The sequence below is a fragment of the Tsukamurella hominis genome, from assembly GCF_965137015.1.
Classification (GTDB): Bacteria; Actinomycetota; Actinomycetes; order Mycobacteriales; family Mycobacteriaceae; genus Tsukamurella; species Tsukamurella hominis.
The window spans coordinates 91,393-114,491 of the sequence record NZ_CBCRZG010000002.1; the positions used below are offsets into that span (position 1 = coordinate 91,393).

Consider the following 23,099-nt stretch of genomic DNA (forward strand, 5'->3'; position numbering starts at 1 on the left):
GTGATCGGCTGATGGCGGGCCTCGTCGCTCCGAAGATCTCGCCCCTGCGGCTCGGCGACCTCGAGGAGGGGAACAGTGACGAGCTGATGCCGGGCGATACCGAGGACCGCCGCCGTTTCGCCGGCCCCACCGTGAAGGGGCGCGACCTCAGCGGAATCACGTTCAGCGAGTGCGAGCTGGCGGGCTGGGAGGTCCGCGATGCGATCTTCACCGAGTCGGCATTCCTCGAGACGCGGATCAGCGCGCTGTTCGCCACGGGCTTCCGGGCCACGCGCTCGACCTTCCGGCAGGTCGAGGTCGACGATGCCCGGATCGGCGCCGTGGAGCTCATGGACGCCAAGCTGCGGTCCGTGGTGTTCACCGACGTCCGCCTCGGTTTCGTGAACCTGCGCGGCGCCGGGCTCACCGACGTGATCTTCCGGGGATGCATGCTCGACGGCATCGACGCCGGCGACGCGACGCTCAACCGGGTCTCGTTCGAGGACTGCACCGCGGGCGAGATCGACGTGACACGGGCGAAGCTGCAGCACGTCGACCTGCGCGGCCTGCGGGTCGAGCGGATCCGCGGGCTCGAGGGCATCGCGGGCGCCACCATGTCGCACCTCCAGGTACTCGGCCTCGCCGACGTCTTCGCCGCCCACCTGGGCATCCACGTCACGGACTGACGGGCGCGCGCGAGCTACATTGCCATTGCCGCGTTCGCCATTCCGCCGGTGACGACGGTGCAGAGCACGACCAGGCCGATGCCCACCAGGGGCCAGTAGCACCAGTACCGCTGTCGGCGCGCCTGGACTACGCTGCCGATGAAGGCTCCGACCACGATGGCGGCGATACCCGCCCACTGCAGGAGGATGGCGGCGCCGGCAGCGTCCGAGGCGGCGCAGGGGCCGGGCGGGCACCCGTCCGCCGCCATCGCGTAGAACCCGGCGAACATCGCCGCGATGTACGCGATGCCGAGCAACAGGACCCACAGCACGGCGCCCGCGGCGTTGTCGGCCTTCGCGGACCGCCGCGTGCGTGGCGCGGGTTCGGTGGTGAACAGGGTGGGGAGTGCTATCGGATCGCTCATGGGAATCAGCATCGCCGGGCCACCGCTGCGTGGAATCCGTGGAACTACTCATCTCTCGCCCGCAGTCTCCCCGCTTCCGCCCTGAGACCGAGGCGGAGGGACGGTAGGTTCGAGACGTGACCGTCGACGCCGTGCTCGCCCCCAGTACCTTGCCCTTCGCCCTGCCGGACTTCGCCGCGTTCGCGGACGTGGACTACGAGGCGGCATTCGCCGAGGGCTTCGCCCGGCACCGTCGGGACATCGCGGCGATCGCGGAGAATCCCGAGCCCGCCACGTTCGGCAACACCGTGGAGGCGATGGAGCGCGCGGGGCAGGACCTCGGGCGCGTCGCGGCGGTCTTCTTCTCGCTGACCTCCACCGATCGCACCGACGCGCTGGAGGCGGCGCAGGCCGCGATCTCGCCGCGGTGGTCGGCCCACTTCGACGCGATCCTCATGGACGCCGCGCTGTTCGCGCGCATCGATGATCTCCACGCCCGGCGCGGCGATCTCGGGCTCGACGCCGAGCAGCTACGGCTCCTCGAGCGGTACCACCTGCGTTTCACCCGCGCCGGCGCCGCGCTGGACGCCGCCGCGCAGGATCGGCTCCGGGCGATCAACACCGAGCTGGCCGAGCTCACCACGGAGTTCTCCCGCCGTACGCTCGCCGAGACCAACGCCTCCGCGGTGCATTTCGCGACGGAGGCCGAGCTCGACGGCCTGGACGCGGACACCGTGGACGCCGCCCGCGCCGCAGCTGAAGCCGCCGGCCGTGCGGGATTCCTGCTCGCACTGGGGTACCCGCTGAACCAGCCGAACGTCGCGCGACTGACCGACCGGGAGTCCAGGCGGAAGGTCTTCGAGGCATCGTCGGAGCGGAACACGCGCGGCGGCCCGAACGACACCCGCGAGCTGATCGCCCGCGTCGCGGCCCTGCGCGCCGAGCGGGCCGCGCTCTTCGGGTACCCGCACCACGCGGCGTACCAGATCGCGGATCAGACCGCGGGTACCGCCGAGGCGGCCCTCGGGATGTTGCGCGACCTCGCCGTCCCGGCGGCCCGGAACGCCGCCGCAGAGCGCGCCGAGCTGGAAGAGCTCGCAGGGCACCCGATCGAGGCGTGGGACTGGCCCTTCTACGCCCGCCTCGCGGAGCAGCGCGCACAGGCGGGGGAGGGCGCCGCCGAAGGGCCGCAGCTGAGCGACTTCTTCGCGTTGGACGCGGTCATCGAGAAGGGCGTCTTCGAGGCGGCGTCGCGCATGTACGGGCTCGGCTTCACCGAGCGCACCGACCTCGCCCTGCACCACCCGGACGCCCGGGCGTGGCAGGTCACGGGGCCCGACGGTGCGCCCCTCGGCCTGTTCATCGGGGACTACTTCGCGCGGCCGAGCAAGCGCGGCGGGGCGTGGATGACGAGCTTCGTCGACCAGTCCGGTCTGCTCGACGCGCAGCCCGTGATCATTAACGTGTGCAACTTTGTCCGGCCGCCCGCGGGTCGTCCCGCGTTGCTCTCGCGCGACGAGGTGACCACCGTCTTCCACGAGTTCGGGCACGCACTGCACGGCCTGCTCTCGGACGTCACCTACCCGTACTTCTCCGGCACCAGCGTTCCGCGTGACTTCGTCGAGTTCCCCTCGCAGTTCAACGAGATGTTCGCCGCCTGGCCGACGATCCTCGACGGCTACGCCCGCCATCACGAGACGGGCGAGGCCCTGCCGGAGGGGCTGCGCCGCTCCGTGCTCGAGCCCGGCACGCGCGGTGAGGGTTTCGGCACCGTCGAGTATCTCGCGGCCGCGGTTATCGACCTAGCCTGGCACACGATAGCGCCGCGCGCCGTCGTCGCCGACGCACGGGCCTTCGAGGCGGCGGCCCTCGCCGACGCGGGCCTGGCCGTGCCCGGCGTGCCGCCCCGCTACCGCGGGCCGTTCTTCAACCACATCTTCTCGGGCGGGTACAGCGCCGGGTACTACAGCTACATCTGGTCGGAGGTGCTCGACGCCGACGCCTCGGCCTGGTTCGCCGAGCACGACGGCCCCACGCGCGAGAACGGTGAGAAACTGCGTGCGGCCGTGCTGTCTCGCGGCGGAAGCGTCGATGCGTCGCAGGCCTACCGCGACTTCCGGGGTGCCGACCCCGACATCGCTCCGCTCCTGGAGCGCCGCGGCCTGAGTGCCTGACTGCTGTCGAAACGCGGCTCGGCGCGGTCGTCTCCCGGCACCCGGCCAAGCGCTGACGCCGATCGTCGGCGGAGCGCCGCGTGGAAGTAATGTTCGAATCATCTAGTGCTATAGCAAGCATGAGCGTATGATGGCATCATGACGCTTCCGTCGGCATTGCGAGATCTCCCTGGTAAAGTCGTTCCCCAGGGGCTCGGTCGTGCTGCCGATGAGCGCGGAGTCGCGCAGGTTCTGTTCGAACAACGGCGGTCCGAGAACATCGCCTTCTGCCGCACCATGACGAGTGTGTACGCGTTGCATCGGGTGATGTACGCGGACGGCGAGGCGGAGTATCTGGCGCGACCGGGCGACTACGCGGAGGCGGTGCACGCCCGGCGTCGGCTCTCCGCTGCGGCAGAGGCTCTGGAGGCGCAGGTCTCCACGTTGCTGCGCATCGGATCGGCTGCGGCGTCACGCGCGATCGAGACCGCCGTGGGCTTCGTCGAGCGCATCCCGAAGGTGTTCGCGCTCATCAGTGAGGGCGTCATCGCGCCGAAGGCCGGCGAGGTCGCGCTGACCCGCTCGCGGGTGCTCACCGGCGACCAGGTGGTCGTCTTCGACCGCCTCCTCGCGGACCGCCTCACCGAGCAATACGAAGTGCTCTCGCTCCCCGCGCTGCGTGAAGCGGCGGATCTTCTGGTGGAGCAGATCGATCCGGACGGCGTGGAGCGGCGTCGCCGGGCGGCCGAACAGGACCGCCGGGTGACGTTCCGTCCGGAGGAGGACGGGATGGCCGCGGCGTTCGCGTTGCTGCCGGCGCACGACGTGCAGGAGCTGTCGACGCGGGTCGACCACATCGCCGGGACCGTGTGTGCCGAGGACCCGCGCACGCAGCCCCAGCGGTACGCCGACGGGCTGATGCAATTGACGCGGGGCTATTCCACTCTCGGGTGTCAGTGTGAGGCAACGGAATGCCGGTACCGCGAGGCGCGGTTCCAGGGCGAGCCCGATGCCGATGGCGTGATCACCCGATTCATCACGATGATCAACGTGGTGATGAACGAGCGGGACCTCGCCGAGCCGGCGGGGGAGGCGAAGCGGTTGGCGGAGCCCGAACCAGTCGGCGAAGCGCCACCGGCACCCGCGGGGCTCGGCTATCTGGTGGGCCACGGGCCCATCACGGGCGCGCACGCACGCGATCTCGCCGTTCGCGACGACGCGAAGCTCCGACCGTTCGGGCAGCGGATCTCCGATGCCGAGGCTGACGACGCCACGCCGGAGGTGGCCGGAGCGGCGCGGTGTTCGCCGGGGGCGCAGGAAAAGATGTCGCGCGGATCGAGGGACTTCGTGTTCGCGTGCGCGTTCGCCGAGATCATCGCCCATCTGGAGGGGCACTCCGGTCCGGGCGAAGGGTTCGGCGGCACAAGTCCCGACGACCCGGGCCCTGACGATTCCGGCCCTGATGATTCCGGTCCCGGCCATGGTGATTCGCCGCCCGCTGGCGGAGCTCCGCCCGGTGCGCTGGTCACAGCGCGCGGTAGCGTCGGATACCGGCCCTCCGCGGATCTGAAGCGGTATCTGCGGTTGGTGTTCCCGCGCTGCGTGTTCCCGTTCTGCAACCGCCCGGCGTCGAGGGCGCAGATCGATCATCGCCGCGAGTACGACCATCGCGCGCCCGAGCTGGGTGGTGGGACGACGGCGGAGCAGATTCAGCCGCTATGCGTTGCCCACCATCAGGTGAAGACCGCCGGCGACTGGATCGACGCGCGCCTGCCGGACGGGCGGATCCTGTGGACGTCTCCGGACGGCCGGCGCTACATCGTCGACCCCAACGGGATCGTGCTGCAGCTCTTTCCGGACCTCGCGCGGGTCCGCTGGCTCGTGCCCGAGCCTTCCGCGGCGTCGGAATCCGGAGCATCGGCACCGGGTGGGCGCACCCGGCTGCAACGCGAGCACGCGCGGCGGGAGCGACTGCGGCGCCGCAATGTCGCGGCGCTGGAGGCGGAACGGGCCCTGGAGGATCGCCCACGCAGCGACGTGGAAGATGCGATCGCCGTCGCGCTCGGCGCGCCGCGTCCGCGATTCCAGGCACCGTCGTTCGACGGTCCGCCGCCCTACTGACGTTGCGGGAAGATCGCGCGTAGAGGTGAGGCGTCACCCTGGAGTCGTAGCCGTGCTCGATGAGCCACCGCGCGACGAGCAGGCAGCGCATCGACCACCATCCCCGCACGATGTCGCGGTCGACGTCACCGCCGTAGCCGGCGAGGACGTCCTCCAGGCGATCGGGATGGCCGAGAGTCAGTGTGGCGAGGTCGTACAGAGGATCGCCCCGGCCGGCCTCGGACCAGTCGATGATGCCGGTCACCGCGCCGTCGGCGACGAAGACGTGCTCCACCTGGAGGTCACCGTGGATGAACGCCGGCTTCCAGGGGCGGAGCACCGAACCCGCGTTCTCGCGGTTCTGTGCGATGACCCGGTGGGGGAGCCCGGTGTGACGGAGGAACCATGCGTACTCCGCGTCGAGCTCCTGTCGCAGCAGGTCCACCGAACGTCCTTGCCACGGTGGAAGCGGCGCGTCGTGGAGGGTTCGGATCGCGGCTCCAGCAGCGACCCACGCCGAGCGGGGAGCGGAATCCGGGCTGTCGAGCGCGCCGAGCGCGGTCCCGCGGACGGCTTTCACCGCCAGAACCGATGGCTCGTGCCAGAGCACGTCCGGGGTGGGGACGGGCGCGAGCCGCATGGCTGCGATCTCCCGGCGCGCCTGCGCCGGGTCTCCATCGATCTTCAGGAAGGTGTCACCGACGCGCAGAGTCGCGCGCGAGCGGTGAGCGACGATCACGTCGACGGTGTCCACCCGACGATCGTCGCGCACATCCAGGGGCCCGCGCCACGAGTTTCCGGAGCGTCAGGAGACGATCACGCCGCGCGGGTCGGTGCGGCTCTCCCGGTCGGCGACGGCGCGATGAACGTCGCGAGCACGGAAGTCCAGGCCGTTCCGGTCGCTCGTCAGCCAGACGAGGAAGACGACGAATGCGATCAATGCCAGCACGCTGAGCATCTCGACCTCCTTGGTTCGAAGGGTCACGGTTGATAGTGGCGAACCTTCAAACTATCACCGTCTTCGAGGCGGATCGAGGTGATGCTGAGCACGTCAGCGGTGGAAGCGCAGCGTGACGAGCTGGAAGGGGCGCAGCGTGATTCGCGTCTCATCGGCGGGCTCCGGCTCGGCGACGGGGCGTTCCAGCAGGTCGGTGCGGACCACCGACCGGTGCTCGAACTCCGCGCGCACGCTCGCGCTCGCGCGGGTGCCGCGCGACTCGTAGAGGCGCACGACCACGTCGCCGCTGCCGTCCTCCGCGAGCTTGACCGCCTCGACGATCACGCCCGGGTGGTCGACTGCGATCAGCGGAGTGACCGCCGCCGAGCCGGGGACGCTGCGCGGAGCGAGGTTCCGGCGGTAGCCCTCCTCGACGGCGTCGCCGATCGTCGCTCCCGGCCGCACGGAGACCGCGAGGCGGTGCCGGCCCTGATCGGTCTCGGGGTCGGGGTAGCGGGGCGCGCGGAGCAGCGAGAGCCGCACGACGGTGCCGGGCGTCGCGCCCTCGGCATCGGAGGGGCGCCGGGTGATGTCGTGGCCGTAGGTGGAGTCGTTCGCGACGGCGACGCCGTAGTCCGGCTCGCCCACGTGCACCCAGCGGTGTGCGCAGATCTCGAACTTCGCGGCGTCCCAGGAGGTGTTGGCGTGCGTCGGCCGGAAGACGTGGCCGAACTGGGTCTCCGCGGCGCTGCGATCGGCGTGGACGTCGAACGGGAAGGCCAGCTTGAGCAGTTTCTGCCGCTCGTGCCAGTCGATGTCGTTCTCGATGTCCAGGGCCGGGGAGCCCGCGCGGAGGGAGATCCGCTGCATGATCGTCGAGTCCCCGAAGGCGCGGCGTACCACGACGGCCTCGCCGTCGATCGTCACCGCCACCGCGTCGACAAGGTCGGTGACGTCGCGGCGGTAGAAGGAGTCGATGTCCCACGCCTCCCAGTGGTTCGGGACGTCGCGGTGCAGCTGGAGCAGGTTCCCGGGCGCCGCCATCGCCTCCCGTCCGGTTGCGGCGTCGACCAGCGAGACGAGCAGACCGCGGGCGTCGATCAGGGCGGAGACCACGCCGTTGTCCAGCCGGAAGCCCGAGCCCTCGGGGGTCGGTTGGGCGGACTCGGGCGCTTCGATCACCGCCGCGCCCAAGGCGGGTACCCCGTCGCGGGCGTGCGGCGCGGCGTTGAACACCAGTCGGCGCTCGCCGGCATCCGCGACCCGCTGCGTCCGGTAGTCGCTGCCCGCCAGCGCCTCCAGGGCCGCCGCGATGATCCGTTCGAGCCGCCGCGCGACCGCGGCGTAGTTCCGTTCCGCGTCCTTGTGCACCCAGGCGATGGAGCTGCCGGGCAGGATGTCGTGGAACTGCTGGAGCAGCACCAGGTGCCAGACCTCCTCGAACTCCTCCAGCGGGTAGGCGAATCCGGTCCGGACGGCAGCGGTTGCCGCCCACAGCTCGGCCTCGCGCAGGAGGTGCTCGCTGCGGCGATTGCCCTGCTTGGTGTTCGCCTGCGAGGTGTAGGTGCCGCGGTGGAACTCGAGGTACAGCTCGCCCACCCAGCGCGGCGGGTGCGGCAGCTCCGCGGCGGCGGCGTCGAAGAATTCCGCGGGCGAGGCGATCTCGACCGTCGGGGAGCCCTCCAACGATGCCGTGCGGGACGCCGCGGCGAGCATCTCCCGGGTGGGGCCGCCGCCGCCGTCGCCCCAGCCGAACGGGACGAGCGAGCGGGTACCCGCACCCTGCTCGCGGTAGTTCTTCTGCGCCCGCGCGAGATCCGCCCCGGACAGGTCCGAATTGTACTTGTCGACGGGCGGGAAGTGCGTGAACAGAGCGGTGCCGTCGATGCCCTCCCACAGGAACGTCGAGTGCGGCATCCGGTTGGTCTGGTTCCACGAGAGCTTCTGCGTGAGGAAGTACTGCGAGCCCGCGGCGGCGACGATCTGCGGCATCGCCGCGGAGTAGCCGAAGGAGTCGGGCAGCCACGCCTCCGGGGTGTCGATCCCGAACTCGTGCAGGAAGAACCGCTTGCCCATCACGAACTGCCGGGCCATCGCCTCGCCGCCGGGCATGTTGGTGTCGGCCTCGACCCACATGCCGCCCACCGGGATGAACTGCCCGGCCGCCACCTTGTCCTTGATCCGCCCGAAGAGCTCGGGGTAGCGGTCGCGCACCCACGCGAACTGCTGCGCGGAGGAGCAGGCGAAGCGGAACGAGGGGTCGCGGTCCATGAGGTCCACGACGTTCGCGAACGTCCGCGCGCACTTGCGGGCCGTCTCGCGGACCGGCCACAGCCAGGCGGAGTCGATGTGCGCGTGGCCCACCGCCGTGATCCGGTGCGCCGACCCGTAGGCGGGCGAGGCGAGCGCGGGCGCCAGCACCGCCCGGCCCGCGGCCGCGGTGCCGGCCACGTCGTGCGGGTCCACCACGTCCAGCATCCGCTCCAGGGCGCGCAGCACCTCGTGCCGCCGGGGCAGGTCGAAGGGCAGCTCGTGCATGAGGCCGTTCAGCGTCCACACGTCCTGCTGCAGTTCCCACACCGTCCGATCCCGCACAGCGAGGTCGATCGTGCCGAGCCGGTACAGCGGACCGTCGCCCGCGGTCTCCCGGTCGCCCAGGTGCGTGGGGGAGACGAAATCGCCGCCCAGGTCGGGATTGGCGGCCGCCTCGATGTAGAGGTCCACGGGCTCGCCGGGCGCCAGCGGGACGTAGGCGTTGAAGGGCGAGATACCCTTCACGACGGTGCCGTCCGCGCGGTACACGAGGCCCTCGGCGTTGAAGCCGGGGCCGCCGGTGAAGCCGAGCTCGACGCGGAGCTCGAGCGCGCCGTCGACGTCCGACCACTCCGACGGCGGCGCCCCGGTCACGTGCAGCCAGAGCGTGGACCAGGGGGCGCCCCACGGGGTGCCGGGCGTGATCGCCGCGTACTCCTGGGCCACCGCCTCCGCGAAGGGCACCGGCTCGCCCGGCGCCGCCCACGCGGTCACCGTGACCTGAGCCGAGTGCGAGTACACCGCCCCGTTCAGGAACTCCCGCGTGAACCTGTCGAGCCGCTCTTCGGTCAGCCGCCGGTCGTCGTGCATGACTGCACGCTACTTCCGTCAGGGCGTGTGATGTGCGGGAAGGAACGCGGACGCGTCGTGCCCCGACTCCTCGGCCCGGATCACGTGCACCACCGCGTTGATCAGCGCCAGGTGGGTGAACGCCTGCGGGAAGTTCCCGAGGTGCTTGCCCGACTTCGGGTCGATCTCCTCCGCGTACAGCTTCAGCGGCGACGAGTACGCCAGCAGCCGCTCGCACAGCGCCCGCGCGCGGGCGACCTCGCCGATCTCCACCAGCGCCGAGACCAGCCAGAACGAGCAGATCGTGAACGTGCCCTCCTCGCCGTGCAGGCCGTCGTCGGTCTCCTCCACGCGGTAGCGCAGCACGAGGCCGTCCTCGGTGAGCTCGTCGGCGATGGCGAGCACCGTCGCCCGGACCCGCGGGTCGTCGGACGGCAGGAACCGCAGCAGCGGCACCAGCAGCAGGGAGGCGTCGAGCGCGGGCGAGCCGTAGCGCTGCGTGAAGACGCCGCGGTCGTCGACGCCGTGCTCGAGGATGTCGGCCTTGATGACCTCGGCCTTCTCCGCCCACTCGCGGGCGTAGTCGTCCTCGCCGTGCATCGCCGCGAGCTTCGCCCCGCGGTCCAGTGCGACCCAGCACATGACCTTCGAGCTGGTGAAGTGCTGGGGCTCGCCCCGCACCTCCCAGATGCCGCGGTCGGGCTCGCGCCAGTGCTTGAGCGCCTCCTCGACCTGCTCTTTGAGGACCGGCCACAGCGTCTCCGGGATGCGCTCGGAGGACTTGGTGTTCAGATACACCGAGTCCAGCATCGTGCCCCAGATGTCGTGCTGGCGCTGGTCGAACGCCCCGTTGCCGATCCGGACGGGCCGCGCACCGTCGTACCCCGAGAGGTGACCGAGCTCCTCCTCGAGGAGGGTGCGCTCGCCGCCGACCCCGTACATGACCTGCAGCGGATGACGCTCCCCGTTGTTGGCTCCGGAGACGTCGGCGATGAAGGAGAAGAAGTCCTCGGCCTCCCGGTCGAGGCCCAGTGTGTACAGGCCCCACAGCGCGAACGTGGAGTCGCGCACCCAGGCGTAGCGGTAGTCCCAGTTGCGGACGCCGCCCGGCGTCTCCGGGAGCGAGGTGGTCGACGCCGCCAGCAGCGCGCCCGTGGGGGAGTAGGTCAGGCCCTTGAGGGTGAGCGCCGAGCGCTGCAGGTAGGTGCGCCACGGGTGATCGGGGAACTGGCCGCGATTGATCCACTGGCGCCAGGACTCCGCGGTCGCCCACATCTTCTGCGTGGCCTCCGGATACGTCTGGGGCACGGGATGCTTGCTCCAGGACAGGGCGACGAAGACCTCGTCGCCCTCCTTGAGCCGGGTGTGCGCCCGGGCCTCCCGGCCCTCCAGCCCCAGCCGCATGTTCGTGGTGAGCTTGAGCTCCGGGTTCTTGCCGAAGTCCGTGCGGGCCCGCGCGACGGCCTCGCCGTAGCCGTCGGCCGAGTAGGTCCACTCCGCGCCGGCCCGGTGGTAGTCGAAGGCCGGCTCGCAGTTGAGCTGCAGTTCGACGGTGCCGGAGACGCACCGCGCGGTGCGGAGCAGGATGTGCTCGGCGTCCCAGTCCGTCGGGGTCCGACGGTGCGTGCGGGACCGGGTGCTCGTGTCGTGCCAGGGACCCATGACGAGGGCGTCGCGCACGATCAACCAGCCCGTGGACGTCTGCCACGTGGTCTCCAGCATGAGGCTGCCCGGCAGGTACCGCCGGTCGACGGGGACCTTCACGCCGTACGGGCCGAGCCGGAAGGAGCCGGCGCCGCGGTCGAGGATCGCGCCGAAGACGCTGGGGGAGTCGGGGCGGGGGATGCACATCCACTCGACGCTGCCGTCGCGCGCGATCAGGCACGTGTTCTCGCAGTCCGAGAGGAAGGCGTAGTCGTGGATGGGCGGGAAGACCGCGTCGCCGATCGACGGGGCGTCGGTGACGAGCGCGTCGAGCCCGAGCACGTCGGGGCCGGATGCGTCGGTGGTGGGGCCGTCGTTCTTCACTGCCATGCACACCATGATGAGGCACGGTGGCGGGTTCGCGCACGGCGGTCGCTAGGCTGGTCGGGTGCATGCGATCGCGCAGTGGTGGGACTCGGTGGAGCTGTGGCTCACCGGACTGCCCTACGTACTGCAGGTCAGCCTCGTGATGGTTGTACTCGCAGTGATCGCAATGCTGGTGGTGCGCGTCCTCAGCGCCCTCATCGATCGCGTCGCCGACGCGCTCGACGCTCGCATCGAGCGGTCAGGTCGCGCAGACATCGCAGGTCAGCGCGCCGGAGAAGGGAATGACGAGAGTGTCTGAGACAGGCGGCGGATGGCGGGCGCTGGTGCCCAAGTCGAAGGTGACACTCGCGCTGATCGCGCTGCTGGTGCTCCTCGTCGTCGCGTGGGCCCTGCTGCGCTGACGGCTCTCCGTAGGATTCTCGCCTGACCTTGTCCCGAGGAGAACGGCGAGACGTGATCCGACCCAGCCTCCGCGGCCGTGCTGTGAGCATCGTCGCGGTCGCCCTGACCGTGCTGCTCACAGCGTGCGGGGGCGGCTCCACCGACGACCCGCACGGCGTCGACATCTCCAGTGGCGACAAGCGGGTGAACCTGGTCGCCTTCGCGGCGCCCAAGCCCGCCTTCGACGTGGCCATCCCGCTGTTCCGCGAGACCAACCCCGACGTGGGGTTCTCGCAGTCTTACGGCGCCTCCGGCGACCAGTCCCGCAAGGTGGCGCGACACGTGCCGGCCGACGTCGTGAACATGTCCGTCGCGCCCGACGTGACCCGCATCGTCAAGGCGGGGCTCATCGACAAGGACTGGGAGAAGGCGTACCCCCGGCGCTCGGTGCCCTTCACGTCGCTCGTCGCCGTCGTGGTCCGGCCCGGCAACCCGAAGGGCATCCACGACTGGGCGGACCTGCTCAAGCCCGGCGTCGAGGTGGTCACTCCGAACCCGGCGAGTTCCGGCTCGGCCAAGTGGAACCTGCTCGCGCCCTACGCGGCGCTCTCCAACGGCGGCCAGGAGCCCGAGAAGGGGCTGGCCTTCGTCAAGGAACTCATCCGCGATCACACGACGGTGAGCCCCGGCTCCGGCCGCGACGCCACGTCCGCCTTCGAGTCCGGGCAGGGCGACGTCCTGCTCAGCTACGAGAGCGAGGCCGTGCTCCTGCAGCGGCAGAGCGAGAAGGACGGCAAGCCCAAGCCCGAGTACTTCATCCCGCCGCAGTCCTTCCGCATCGACCTGCCGGTGGCCGTCGTGAACACCGCGCAGTCCCTCGACGCGGCGAACCGCTTCGTCGGCTTCCTGTTCTCGCCCGAGGCACAGCGCGCCATCCCGCGGTCGGGCTTCCGGGCGGGCGACCCCGCGATCGCCGCCGAGACCGCGCACCTGTTCCCGGCGCAGCCGCAGCGGCTGTGGACCGTCGACGAGCTCGGCGCGGTGCTCGGCAAGGGGACGGCCGCGAAGAACAACGGCAAGGACCTGACCGGCTGGCCGGCCGTCGACGCGGCGCTGTTCGGCGACAAGGGCGCCATCGCCGCGGCCTACAAGAACGGCGGCAAGTGATGCGGAGCCTGATCAACCCGCTGCGCATCGGCGTCGCCTGGCTGTGGATCTCGCTGATCGTGCTGCTGCCGATCGCGGCCATCACGACCAAGGCCTTCGACCACGGCTGGTCCGGGTTCTGGGAGGCGCTCACCGCGAAGAACGCCGTATCCACCCTGGTCATCACCGTGTGGGTCTCGCTGCTGGTGACGCTGATCAACGTGGTGATGGGCACCGTCATCGCCTGGGTGCTGGTGCGCGACGACTTCCCCGGCAAGGGCGTCGTCAACGCCCTCATCGACCTGCCCTTCGCCCTGCCGACGATCGTCGCGTCGATCGTGCTGCTCTCGCTGTACGGGCCGGACAGCCCCGTCGGGCTGACGCTGAACGCGACCCAGCCGGCGATCGTCATCGCGCTGGCCTTCGTGACGCTGCCCTTCGTGGTGCGGCAGGTGCAGCCCGTGCTCATCGAGCTCGACCGCGAGGTCGAGGAGGCCGCGGCCTCCCTCGGCGCGCCCAACCGGGTGATCGCGGCGAAGATCGTCATCCCCACGCTGCTGCCCGCGATCCTCTCCGGCGCCGGCCTCGCCTTCACCCGCGCGATCGGCGAGTTCGGGTCGGTCGTGCTGGTGGGCGGCAACATCCCCGGCCAGACGCAGGTGGCCTCGCAGTACATCCAGCAGCAGCTGGAGGTCGACAACCAGGTGGCCGCCTCCGCCGTCTCGGTCGCGTTGCTCGCCATCGCCTTCGTGCTGCTGGCGGTGATGCGGTTCGTCGGTAGTAGGACGGCCAAGCGGGAGGAGAACAGCGAATGACCGGCGACATGACGGTCTCCCGCCGTGGCCCCGGCGAGCACAGGGAGGAGCAGGAGTGAATCTCTCCAGGAAGACGGTGCTGAGCCTCCGGTCGTTCGCGCTGCTGTACCTGCTGGTGCTGCTTGTGCTGCCCATCGGCGTGATCCTGTACCGCTCGTTCGAGCGCGGCTTCGGCGAGTTCTGGGCGTGGATCACCACCCCGGCGGCGATCTCGGCGCTGCAGCTGTCACTGCTCATCGTCGCGATCGTGGTGCCGCTCAACGTGATCTTCGGCGTCCTCGTCGCGCTGGCCCTGGCCCGCGGGAAGTTCCGCGGCAAGGGCGCGCTGCAGGCGGCCGTCGACCTGCCGTTCGCGGTCTCGCCGGTGGTCGTGGGCGTCGCGCTCATCATGCTGTGGGGCGTGGGCGGCTGGTTCGGCGGCATCGAATCGCTCGGCTTCCGGATCATCTTCGGTCTGCCCGGCATGGTGCTGGCGACGACCTTCGTGACGCTGCCCTTCGTGGTGCGCGAGGTGGAGCCGGTGCTGCACGAGATCGGGCAGGACCAGGAGCAGGCCGCCGCGACCCTCGGCGCGAGCGCCTGGCAGACCTTCTGGCGGATCACGCTGCCGGCGATCCGCTGGGGCCTGACCTACGGCGTGGTGCTCACGATCGCCCGCGCCCTGGGCGAGTACGGCGCCGTACTCATGGTCTCGTCGAACTTCCCCGGCATCTCGCAGACGCTCACCCTGCTGGTGAGCTCGCGCAACCACGACGACTACAACACCTTCGGGGCGTACGCCGCCGCGACACTGCTCATGCTGCTGGCGCTCATCGCGCTGGTGGCGATGTCCCTGCTCGAAGCGACCCGAAGGAGGAACCGCGATGACGATTAACGTGGTGGGAGCCAACAAGCGCTACGGCGACTTCGCCGCCCTCGACGACGTCTCCCTGGAGATCCCCGACGGCTCGCTGACCGCGCTGCTCGGGCCCTCCGGGTCCGGCAAGTCGACGCTGCTGCGGTCGATCGCCGGCCTCGACCGGCTCGACTCGGGCCTCGTCGAGATCAACGGCGTCGACGTCACGCACGCGACGCCGCAGCAGCGCGACATCGGCTTCGTGTTCCAGCACTACGCCGCGTTCAAGCACATGACGGTGCGCGAGAACGTCGCCTTCGGGCTCAAGATCCGCAAGCTGCCCGCGGCCAAGGTGAAAGCCAAGGTCGACGACCTGCTCGACGTCGTGGGGCTCGCCGGCTTCCAGGGCCGCTACCCCGCGCAGTTGTCGGGCGGGCAGCGCCAGCGCATGGCGCTCGCCCGCGCGCTCGCCGTCGACCCGCAGGTGCTGCTGCTCGACGAGCCCTTCGGCGCGCTCGACGCGAAGGTCCGCGATGAGCTGCGGTCCTGGCTGCGCCGGCTGCACGACGAGGTGCACGTGACCACCGTGATCGTGACCCACGACCAGCAGGAGGCGCTCGACATCGCCGACCGCATCGCGGTGCTCAACAAGGGCCGCATCGAGCAGGTCGGCACACCCGCGGACGTGTACGACCGGCCCGAGACCGAGTTCGTCATGTCCTTCCTGGGCTCCGTGGCGAAGCTCAACGGCGTGCTCGTGCGCCCGCACGACATCCGCGTCGGTCGCACGCCGGAGCTCGCCCGCGCGGGTGGGCTGAGCTCCGAGGAGGCGGGCGTCCTCCGCGCCGAGGTCGAGCGCGTGGTCTACCTCGGCTTCGAGGTCCGCGTCGAGTTGAAGAACGCCGCGACGGGGGAGCGCTTCCAGGCGCAGATCACCCGCGGCGACGCGGCCGCGCTGGACCTCTCCGAGGGCGACGACGTGTACGTGCGCGCCACCCACGTGCCGGAGATCGCCGCGCCGAAATAGGGTTGTGCGCGTCGGTAATGTTGGCGGTATGACCGATTCGAGCGGTATCGACTTCCAGCGCGTGACCACCCGTGAGCAACTCCTCGGCTTCCAGGAGTGCGCGTCCATCGGCTTCCAGAGCAGGTTGCCCGACGCCGAGCAGTGGCTCGAAGCGGTGTCGGCGCAGCTGGATTCGCTCGACCACCGCGTCGCGGTCGACGGGGCGCGGACCGTCGGGACCTTCCTCTCCTTCGACCAGGAGCTGACCGCCGTCGGCGGCGCACGGGTGCCCGTGCGCGCGATCTCGGCGGTGACGGTGCTGCCCACGCACCGCCGCCGCGGCATCCTCGGCAGGCACATGCGCGAGTGCCTCGCCGCCGCCCTCGCCGCAGGCCTGCCCGCGGCCACACTGATCGCCGCCGAGCAGGCGATTTACGGCCGCTACGGTTTCGGGCAGAGCACCGAATCCACGGACGTCCGGATCGCCGTGGACCGCGGCCGGCTGCCTCGGCCTCCCGTCGACGAGGTGCGGTACGCCGGGGGCGAGGAGTACCTGGAGGCGTCGACCCGGATCCGCGAGCTGCTCGACTTCCCGGGGCGGGTGTCCAAGCTCGACATCAACCTGCGCCGCACGGCGGGCGTGCTGCCCGGCGGCGGGCCCGACGAGACCCTGCGGGTGGTGCTGCGCCGCGGTGGCGAGGTCGCGGGCGTGCTCGCGTACACCGTCGCGCCCAAGTGGTCCGACAGCCGCCCCGACTCCACGCTCAAGGTCACCGAGCTGCTCGGCGTCGACGCCGCCGCCGAACGCGACCTGTGGTCCTTCGCCATGAGCATCGACTGGGTGCGCTGGGTGGAGGCCACGCAGCGGCCCCTCGACGACGTCGTCACGGCCGTCCCCGCCGACCCGCGCACCGTGCAGCCCTCGAACCGCACCGACTTCCTGTGGATCCGGCCCCTCGACGTGTCCGCCCTGTTCTCGTCCCGCACCTACGCCGCGAAGGGCCGGCTCGTGCTCGACGTGACCGATCCGGGTTTCGACGGTGCCGGTCCCGGCCCGGCGCACGGGCGGTTCCTGATCTCCACCGACGGGGGAGCGGGCACCTGCGTGCCCACCGACGAGCCCGCCGACCTCGCGCTCGACGTGACCGACCTCGGCAGGCTGTGGCTCTCCGACGAGCCGGTGTCGCGCCGCGTCGCCGTCGGGTCGGTCCGCGAGCTGGTCGACGGTGCCGCCGCCCGCGCCGATCTCCTCCTGTTCAGCCCACGTCGCGCGTGGGCCGTCGAGATGTTCTGACGCGCATACCGGCCGTCCGAGCGCGGCGGGCTCAGGTCGTCGGCTGCGCCGCGGCGGGGTCCGCGGAGAAGTCGGTCCGCGCGCCGAGCCGGTTCCACGCGAGCAGGACCGTTCCCGCAGCGATCGCGGCGCAGATGACGAAGGCGGCGGCCACCGGCCAGGGGTCGCCGCCCGTGGAGGCGACGAGCGCGGCCGCGACGGCCGGCGCGGGGCCCGCGATGAGTGCCGCCGTCGGCTCGCGCACCAGGATCACGCCGCTGAGGCGGTGCTGCGGCTCGAACAGGGTGGTGAGGATCGCACCCTGCGTCGCGTACAACGTGGCCAGGCCGATCGAGATCCCGAGGACCATCACCGCGACGATCAGGAACTCGTTGCCGGTGCCGAGCGCGGGGAAGACGAGGACGCCGAAGGCGGCGAACACCGCGCACCCTGCGAGCCACACCTGCCGGCGCCCGTACGTGTCGCCGAGGTGCCCCGCCAGCGGGGTCATGCCGATCGCACCGGTCGACGCGACCAGATTGGCGAGGAGGCCGAAGCTCGCCGGCAGGTGCAGGGTCTTGGTGATGTAGGAGAGCAGGAAGACCTGCGTCAGCGAGGAGAAGGCCAGGTACGGGCCGTTGATGCCGAATCCGACGAGGATCTCCCGCCACTGGGTGCGGAGGGCGTCGAGCACGGGGAAGCGCGCGATCCCGCCCTCGCTCTTCAGCTCGCGGAACTCCTCGGTCTCCAGGACGCCCGTGCGGATCCACAGGCCGACGCCCAGGGTGACGATGCTCATCAGGAAGGGCAGGCGCCAGCCCCAGCTCATCAGCTGCTCGTCGGGGAGCAGGGAGATGAGGGCGAACACGGCCGTGGCGATCACGATGCCGGCGAAGACGCCCATGCCGGGGAGCGAGACGCGGAGCCCGAGTCGCTTCTTCTCGCCGCTCTCCGCCATCATCACCAGAGATCCGACGTATTCGGCTCCGGCACCCATGCCCTGCAGAACGCGGCACGCGGCGAGGAGGATCGGCGCGGCGATGCCGATCGACTCGTACGTGGGCAGGAGGCCGATCGCGAGGGTGGCGACGCCCATCACCAGAAGCGTGATCACCAGCATGGGCTTGCGCCCGACGCGATCGCCGAAGTGGCTGAACAGGAGGCCGCCGATCGGCCGCCCGAAGTAGCCGATCGCGAAGGTCAGAAGGGAGCTGATGACCTGCGTCGTCGGGTCTGCCGAGGGGAAGAAGAGCGGGCCGAAGACGAGCGCCGCGGCGAGCCCGAACAGGGTGAAGTCGTAGTACTCGACGACACTGCCGATGATGCCCGCCCAGGCGGTGCGGTTGATGTTCCGTTGGCGTGACTGGCCGGATTCGGGCATGGCTGAACTCCTGCGAACGACGGGATCCGGCGTACGGCCGGGGTGGCGCGAGGAGCTGGGACAAGGGGGGAGGCGTCCACTCCTCGCGCCAGACCGATTAAACATCCGATGTCTACGAGTTCGCAGCAAAACCGACAAGAAAGCGCCCGCCGCCTCCGGAGGAGGCGGCGGGCGCTGTTGCGGCGTTCTGTCAGACCAGGTGGGCCAGGGCGTCCCCGACCAGGCCCGCGGCGAGCGTGTTGCCGCCCGCGGGGTCGATGAGCAGGAACGAGCCCATCTCCCGGTTCTTGTCGTAGTCGTCCGCGACGATCGGCTCCGCGGTCTGGATGGTGATCCGGCCGATCTGGTTCAGCTCCAGCGTCGTGCCCTCGCCGACCGTCAGGTTCTGCTCGTCGAACACCGCGTCCAGCCCGCCGACGATGGCCTGCGTGGTCTTGGTGCCGTGCTTGAGCAGCAGCCGGGCGCCGATGCGCAGCGGCTTCTCGGCGAGCCAGCACACCGTCGCCTCGAACTGCTGCCGCGGCTCGGGGGCGTCCGCGGCGGAGACGATCACATCGCCGCGCGAGACGTCCACGTCGTCGGCGAGAATCACCGTCACGGATCGGCCCGTGTGCGCCGAGGCGAGCTCGCCGTCGGCGGTGTCGATCCGCTCGACGCGGCTGCGGGTGCCGGCGGGCAGGACGAGCACCTCGTCGCCCACGTCGACCGTGCCGGCGGCCACCTGCCCGGCGTACCCGCGGTAGTCGGGGTACTCGGGCGTGCGGGGCCGGATCACGTACTGCACCGGGAAGCGGAAGCCGATGGGCTTCGTGTCCGGGTCGGTCGGGATCGACTCGAGGTGCTCGATGAGCGACGGGCCGTCGTAGTACGGCGTCTGGTCCGACCGCGAGGCGACGTTGTCGCCGTGCAGCGCCGACACCGGGATGGCGTGGACGGCGTCGTCGGACCACCCCAGCGAGCCGGTGAGCGCGCGGAACTCCGCGGAGATCTCCTGGAAGACCGATGCCGGATCCTCGACCAGGTCGATCTTGTTCACCGCGAGGACCAGGCGCGGGACGCCCAGCAGCGACAGCACGGCGGCGTGCCGGCGGGTCTGCTCGATGACGCCCTTGCGCGCGTCGGTCAGCAGGATCACGACCTGCGCCGTCGACGCCCCGGACACCGTGTTGCGCGTGTACTGCACGTGGCCGGGGGTGTCGGCGAGGATGAAGGAGCGGTTGGGCGTCGCGAAGTAGCGGTAGGCCACGTCGATGGTGATGCCCTGCTCGCGCTCGGCGCGCAGGCCGTCCACCAGCAGCGACAGGTCCGGGGTGTCGAGGCCCTTGTCGACCGACGCGCGGGTCACGGCGTCGATCTGGTCGGCGAGCACCGACTTCGTGTCGTAGAGCAGGCGCCCGACGAGGGTGGACTTGCCGTCGTCGACGGAGCCCGCGGTGGCGAGGCGCAGGAGCGCGGGGGCGCTGCTCATCAGAAGTAGCCTTCCTTCTTGCGGTCTTCCATCGCGGCCTCGGAGACGCGGTCGTCGCCGCGGGTGGCGCCGCGCTCGGTGAGGCGCGACGCGGCGACCTCGGCCATGATCTGCTCGTTGTTCGACGCGGTGGATTCGATCGCGCCCGTGGTCGAGCCGTCGCCCACGGTGCGGTAGCGCACCGACAGGGTCCGCACCTCCTCGCCCTCGCGCGGGCCGCCCCACACGCCGGACGTCATCAGCATCCCGTCGCGCGAGTAGACCTCGCGCTCGTGCGCGTAGTAGATCGAGGCCAGCTCGATGTCCTCACGCGCGATGTAGCGCCAGATGTCGAGCTCGGTGAAGTTGCTGATCGGGAACACCCGCACGTGCTCGCCCGGCGCGTGCCGGCCGTTGTACAGGTTCCACAGCTCGGGGCGCTGGCGCTTCGGGTCCCACTGGCCGAAGGCGTTGCGCAGCGAGAAGATCCGCTCCTTGGCGCGGGCCCGCTCCTCGTCGCGCCGGCCGCCGCCGAAGACCGCGTCGAACCGGTTCTCCGAGATGGCGTCGAGCAGCGGCACCGTCTGCAGCGGGTTGCGGATACCGTCGGCGCGCTCCTCGAGGCGACCGTCGGCGAGGTAGTCCTCGACCTTGGCCACGTGCAGCCGCAGGTTGTACTTCTCCACCATCCGGTCGCGGAAGTCCAGCACCTCGGGCAGGTTGTGGCCGGTGTCCACGTGCAGCAGCGCGAAGGGCAGCGGCGCGGGCCAGAAGGCCTTGACCGCGAGGTGCAGCAGCACCGTCGAGTCCTTGCCGCCCGAGAACAGGATGACGGGCCGCTCGAACTCGCCCGCGACCTCCCGGAAGATGTGGATGGCCTCGGACTCCAGCGCGTCGAGCGTGCTGAACTCGGTGGGGTCGCCAGTGGACACGATCGGCTCCGTGGGCTCTGTGATGGTCATGAGGCGTGCAGTCCGCATTCTGTCTTGGTCGAACCGGCCCAGCGGCCGCTTCGAGGATCGGAACCCGGGGCGGGCTTGTTGGTGCAGGGCTGGCAGCCGATCGACGGGTAGCCCTCGTCGACCAGCGGGTTCACGAGGATGCCGTTCTCCTCGATGAACCGCTGCATCTGCTCATCGGACCAGTCGACGATGGGGTTCACCTTCAGCAGGCCGAAGCCCTCGTCGAACGAGATGAACGGCGCGTTGGCGCGCGTGGGCGACTCGACGCGGCGGATGCCGGTGACCCAGGCGCGGTAGCCCGACAGCGTCGTGCGCAGCGGCACGACCTTGCGCAGGTTGCAGCACTGCGCCGGATCGGTCGCGAACAGGTCCTTGCCGACGGTGGCGTCCTGCTCGCCGACGCTCTGCGCGGGCGTCACGTTGAGCAGCTCCACCTCGTAGATCGCCTCGACCGCATCGCGCATGCCGATGGTCTCGGGGAAGTGGTAGCCGGTGTCGAGGAACAGCACCTTGGGCCGGTCCTGCACCTGCTTGGCGAGGTGCACCAGCACCCCGTCCTGCATGTTCGACGCGACGACGAAGTCCTCGCCGAAGGTGTCCAGCGTCCACCGCAGCAGGGTGAGCGCATCCGCGCCCTCCAGCTCCTTCGACGCGCGCTCCGCGAGCGCGCGGAGCTCGTCCGCGTCGCGTCCGGTCAGGGGGTTCGACGGTGACTGTGTCGCCGCGTCCGCTCGTGCGGTCATCGCAGGTCCTCCTCCGCGGCCCGGAGCGTCCACTGCGCGAAGCGCTCGTCGGCCTCGCGCTGCGACACGAAGTTCCGCACCACTCGCTCGATGTAGTCCCCGAGGTCCGTCGACAGCACCTTGTGCTGGCGCAGCTTGCGGCCGAACCCGCTGTCGAGCCCGAGGCTTCCACCAAGGTGAACCTGGAAGCCCTCGACTTGATTCCCCTCGTGGTCGTCCACGAGCTGGCCCTTGAAGCCGATGTCGGCGATCTGGGAGCGGCCGCACGAGTTGGGACACCCGTTGATGTTCACCGTGATCGGCACGTCCAGCTGCGCGTTGATGTCGGCCAGCCGCTGCTCCAGCTCGGGCACCAGCACCTGTGAGCGCTTGCGGGTCTCCACGAAGGAGAGCTTGCAGAACTCGATGCCGCTGCAGGCGATGAGGTTGCGGCGCCAGATCGACGGCCGGCCCTGCAGGCCCAGCGGCGCCAGCTCGTCGATCAGGGAGTCGACCTGATCGTCGGGCACGTCGAGGACGATGAGCTTCTGGTACGGCGTGAACGAGGCGCGGTCGGAGCCGACCCGCTCCATCGCGTCGGCCACCTTCGTCAGGACGGTGCCCGAGACGCGGCCGGCGATGGGCGAGAAGCCGACCGCGTTGAGGCCGTTGCGCAGCTTCTGCACACCGATGTGGTCGATGGGGCGCTCCGGCTGCTCCGGCGCGGGGCCGTCGATCAGCTTGCGGCCGAGGTACTCGTCCTCGAGGACCTGGCGGAACTTCTCGATGCCCCAGTCCTTGACCAAGAACTTCAGCCGGGCCTTGCTGCGGAGGCGGCGGTAGCCGTAGTCGCGGAAGATCGAGACCACGCCCTCCCAGACGTCGGGCACCTCGTCGAGCGGGATCCACGCGCCCACGCGCTGCGCGAGCATCGGGTTCGTCGAGAGGCCGCCGCCGACCCAGAGGTCGAGGCCGGGGCCGTGCTCGGGGTGCTCGACCCCGATGAAGGCCACGTCGTTGATCTCGTGGACCACGTCCTGCTGGCCCGAGATGGCGGTCTTGAACTTGCGCGGCAGGTTCGAGTACTTCGGGTCGCCGATGTAGCGGCGCACGATCTCGTCGATCGCGGGCGACGGGTCGAGCACTTCGCCGAAGGACTCGCCGGCCAACGGGGAGCCGAGCACCACGCGCGGGCAGTCGCCGCAGGCCTCGGTGGTCTTGAGGCCGACGGCCTCGATGCGCTTCCAGATCTCCGGGACGTTCTCGATCTCGATCCAGTGGAACTGGACGTTCTCGCGGTCCGAGATGTCGGCGGTGTTCCGTCCGAACTCCTCGGAGATCCCGCCGAGGGCGCGCAACTGCGCCGCGTCGAGCTTCCCGCCGTCGCAGCGCACCCGCATCATGAAGTACGGGGCCTCGAGCAGGTCGACGTTCTCGTCGCCGGTGAACGTGCCGTCGTAGCCCTGCTCGCGCTGCGTGTACAGGCCCCACCAGCGCATCCGGCCCCGCAGATCGGCCTTGTCGATGGAATCGAAGCCCTGCTTCGAGTAGATGTTCTCGATCCGGGCGCGCACGTTGAGCGGGTTGTCGTCGCGCTTGGTCTGCTCGTTGGCGTTGAGCGGCGTGCGGTAGCCCAGCTTCCACTGGCCCTCCGACTTGCGCTTGACCGGGCGCGTTCGCGCCGGCCGCGTCGGGGCGGCGTCAGCGGAGGAGGGGACAGGGGCGTCGGCGATCGACGTCATGGAGACTCCTGGGATTCA

18 protein-coding genes and 1 pseudogene are annotated in these 23,099 nt (G+C 70.5%); 9 read left to right on the plus strand and 10 right to left on the minus strand.

What is annotated here, in order from left to right; all coding sequences use genetic code 11:
- Nucleotides 1–11: 11 nt before the first annotated feature.
- Nucleotides 12–665, plus strand: coding sequence for a pentapeptide repeat-containing protein (locus tag ACM9LD_RS02975; protein ID WP_415675306.1), 654 nt, complete (start codon nucleotides 12–14; stop codon nucleotides 663–665).
- 14 nt (nucleotides 666–679) lie between these two features.
- Here ACM9LD_RS02975 and ACM9LD_RS02980 read toward each other — a convergent pair whose 3' ends face one another.
- Nucleotides 680–1,069, minus strand: coding sequence for a hypothetical protein (locus ACM9LD_RS02980; protein ID WP_415675307.1), 390 nt, complete (start codon nucleotides 1,067–1,069; stop codon nucleotides 680–682).
- Nucleotides 1,070–1,185: 116 nt separating this feature from the next.
- Between ACM9LD_RS02980 and ACM9LD_RS02985 the strand changes: the two genes are divergently transcribed.
- Both ACM9LD_RS02985 and ACM9LD_RS02990 read left to right on the plus strand, forming a co-directional pair.
- A complete protein-coding gene (locus ACM9LD_RS02985) occupies nucleotides 1,186–3,222 on the plus strand; it encodes a M3 family metallopeptidase (RefSeq protein ID WP_415675308.1) in 2,037 nt (678 codons plus the stop codon).
- Nucleotides 3,223–3,360: 138 nt separating this feature from the next.
- Entirely contained in the window at nucleotides 3,361–5,322 is a 1,962-nt protein-coding gene (locus ACM9LD_RS02990) for an HNH endonuclease signature motif containing protein (RefSeq protein ID WP_415675309.1), read from the plus strand.
- Nucleotides 5,323–5,449: 127 nt separating this feature from the next.
- Here ACM9LD_RS02990 and ACM9LD_RS02995 read toward each other — a convergent pair.
- The 4 genes and pseudogenes from ACM9LD_RS02995 to ACM9LD_RS03010 form a co-directional block, all read right to left on the minus strand.
- Nucleotides 5,450–6,073 (minus strand): annotated as a pseudogene (locus ACM9LD_RS02995) (phosphotransferase family protein); the annotation flags it as partial.
- A 33-nt stretch (nucleotides 6,074–6,106) separates the two neighbouring features.
- Nucleotides 6,107–6,286, minus strand: coding sequence for a hypothetical protein (locus ACM9LD_RS03000; protein WP_415675310.1), 180 nt, complete (start codon nucleotides 6,284–6,286; stop codon nucleotides 6,107–6,109).
- A 66-nt stretch (nucleotides 6,287–6,352) separates the two neighbouring features.
- The gene (locus ACM9LD_RS03005) at nucleotides 6,353–9,361 is read right to left on the minus strand and encodes an alpha-mannosidase (protein ID WP_415675311.1); all 3,009 of its coding nucleotides are present in this window, start codon (nucleotides 9,359–9,361) and stop codon (nucleotides 6,353–6,355) included.
- Between the two features lie 18 nt (nucleotides 9,362–9,379).
- Complete coding sequence (locus ACM9LD_RS03010; protein WP_415675592.1) at nucleotides 9,380–11,326, minus strand: glycoside hydrolase family 15 protein; 1,947 nt, start codon at nucleotides 11,324–11,326, stop codon at nucleotides 9,380–9,382.
- A gap of 106 nt (nucleotides 11,327–11,432) precedes the next feature.
- On the opposite strand from ACM9LD_RS03010, the gene ACM9LD_RS03015 reads away from it, so the two are divergent.
- The 6 genes from ACM9LD_RS03015 to ACM9LD_RS03040 all read left to right on the plus strand — a co-directional run bounded on the left by ACM9LD_RS03015 (nucleotide 11,433) and on the right by ACM9LD_RS03040 (nucleotide 16,848).
- Nucleotides 11,433–11,669: a hypothetical protein gene (locus ACM9LD_RS03015; protein ID WP_415675312.1), complete on the plus strand. Its 237-nt coding sequence runs from the start codon at nucleotides 11,433–11,435 to the stop codon at nucleotides 11,667–11,669.
- 155 nt (nucleotides 11,670–11,824) lie between these two features.
- On the plus strand, nucleotides 11,825–12,919 hold the full coding sequence (locus ACM9LD_RS03020; RefSeq protein WP_415675313.1) for a sulfate ABC transporter substrate-binding protein: 1,095 nt from the start codon (nucleotides 11,825–11,827) through the stop codon (nucleotides 12,917–12,919).
- Nucleotides 12,919–13,713, plus strand: a complete 795-nt coding sequence (gene cysT / locus ACM9LD_RS03025) for a sulfate ABC transporter permease subunit CysT (RefSeq protein ID WP_415675314.1) — start codon at nucleotides 12,919–12,921, stop codon at nucleotides 13,711–13,713. Before ACM9LD_RS03020 ends, cysT begins: the two co-directional genes overlap by 1 nt.
- Before the next feature lie 55 nt (nucleotides 13,714–13,768).
- Nucleotides 13,769–14,587 carry a sulfate ABC transporter permease subunit CysW gene (gene cysW, locus ACM9LD_RS03030; protein ID WP_415675315.1) on the plus strand — a complete coding sequence of 273 codons (819 nt, stop codon included), beginning with the start codon at nucleotides 13,769–13,771 and terminating at the stop codon, nucleotides 14,585–14,587.
- On the plus strand, nucleotides 14,577–15,575 hold the full coding sequence (locus ACM9LD_RS03035; protein ID WP_415675316.1) for a sulfate/molybdate ABC transporter ATP-binding protein: 999 nt from the start codon (nucleotides 14,577–14,579) through the stop codon (nucleotides 15,573–15,575). Before cysW ends, ACM9LD_RS03035 begins: the two co-directional genes overlap by 11 nt.
- A 28-nt stretch (nucleotides 15,576–15,603) precedes the next feature.
- Nucleotides 15,604–16,848 carry a GNAT family N-acetyltransferase gene (locus tag ACM9LD_RS03040; RefSeq protein WP_415675317.1) on the plus strand — a complete coding sequence of 415 codons (1,245 nt, stop codon included), beginning with the start codon at nucleotides 15,604–15,606 and terminating at the stop codon, nucleotides 16,846–16,848.
- Between the two features lie 31 nt (nucleotides 16,849–16,879).
- Here ACM9LD_RS03040 and ACM9LD_RS03045 read toward each other — a convergent pair whose 3' ends face one another.
- The 5 genes from ACM9LD_RS03045 to ACM9LD_RS03065 form a co-directional block, all read right to left on the minus strand.
- Nucleotides 16,880–18,208: an MFS transporter gene (locus ACM9LD_RS03045; RefSeq protein ID WP_415675318.1), complete on the minus strand. Its 1,329-nt coding sequence runs from the start codon at nucleotides 18,206–18,208 to the stop codon at nucleotides 16,880–16,882.
- 190 nt (nucleotides 18,209–18,398) lie between these two features.
- Nucleotides 18,399–19,676 carry a sulfate adenylyltransferase subunit 1 gene (locus ACM9LD_RS03050; protein ID WP_415675319.1) on the minus strand — a complete coding sequence of 426 codons (1,278 nt, stop codon included), beginning with the start codon at nucleotides 19,674–19,676 and terminating at the stop codon, nucleotides 18,399–18,401.
- The gene (cysD, locus tag ACM9LD_RS03055; protein WP_068521305.1) at nucleotides 19,676–20,617 is read right to left on the minus strand and encodes a sulfate adenylyltransferase subunit CysD; all 942 of its coding nucleotides are present in this window, start codon (nucleotides 20,615–20,617) and stop codon (nucleotides 19,676–19,678) included. The genes ACM9LD_RS03050 and cysD overlap by 1 nt, the downstream gene beginning before the upstream one ends.
- Complete coding sequence (locus tag ACM9LD_RS03060) at nucleotides 20,614–21,360, minus strand: phosphoadenylyl-sulfate reductase (RefSeq protein ID WP_415675320.1); 747 nt, start codon at nucleotides 21,358–21,360, stop codon at nucleotides 20,614–20,616. Before ACM9LD_RS03060 ends, cysD begins: the two co-directional genes overlap by 4 nt.
- A complete protein-coding gene (locus tag ACM9LD_RS03065; protein WP_415675321.1) occupies nucleotides 21,357–23,081 on the minus strand; it encodes a nitrite/sulfite reductase in 1,725 nt (574 codons plus the stop codon). Before ACM9LD_RS03065 ends, ACM9LD_RS03060 begins: the two co-directional genes overlap by 4 nt.
- Between the last annotated feature and the right edge of the window lie 18 nt (nucleotides 23,082–23,099).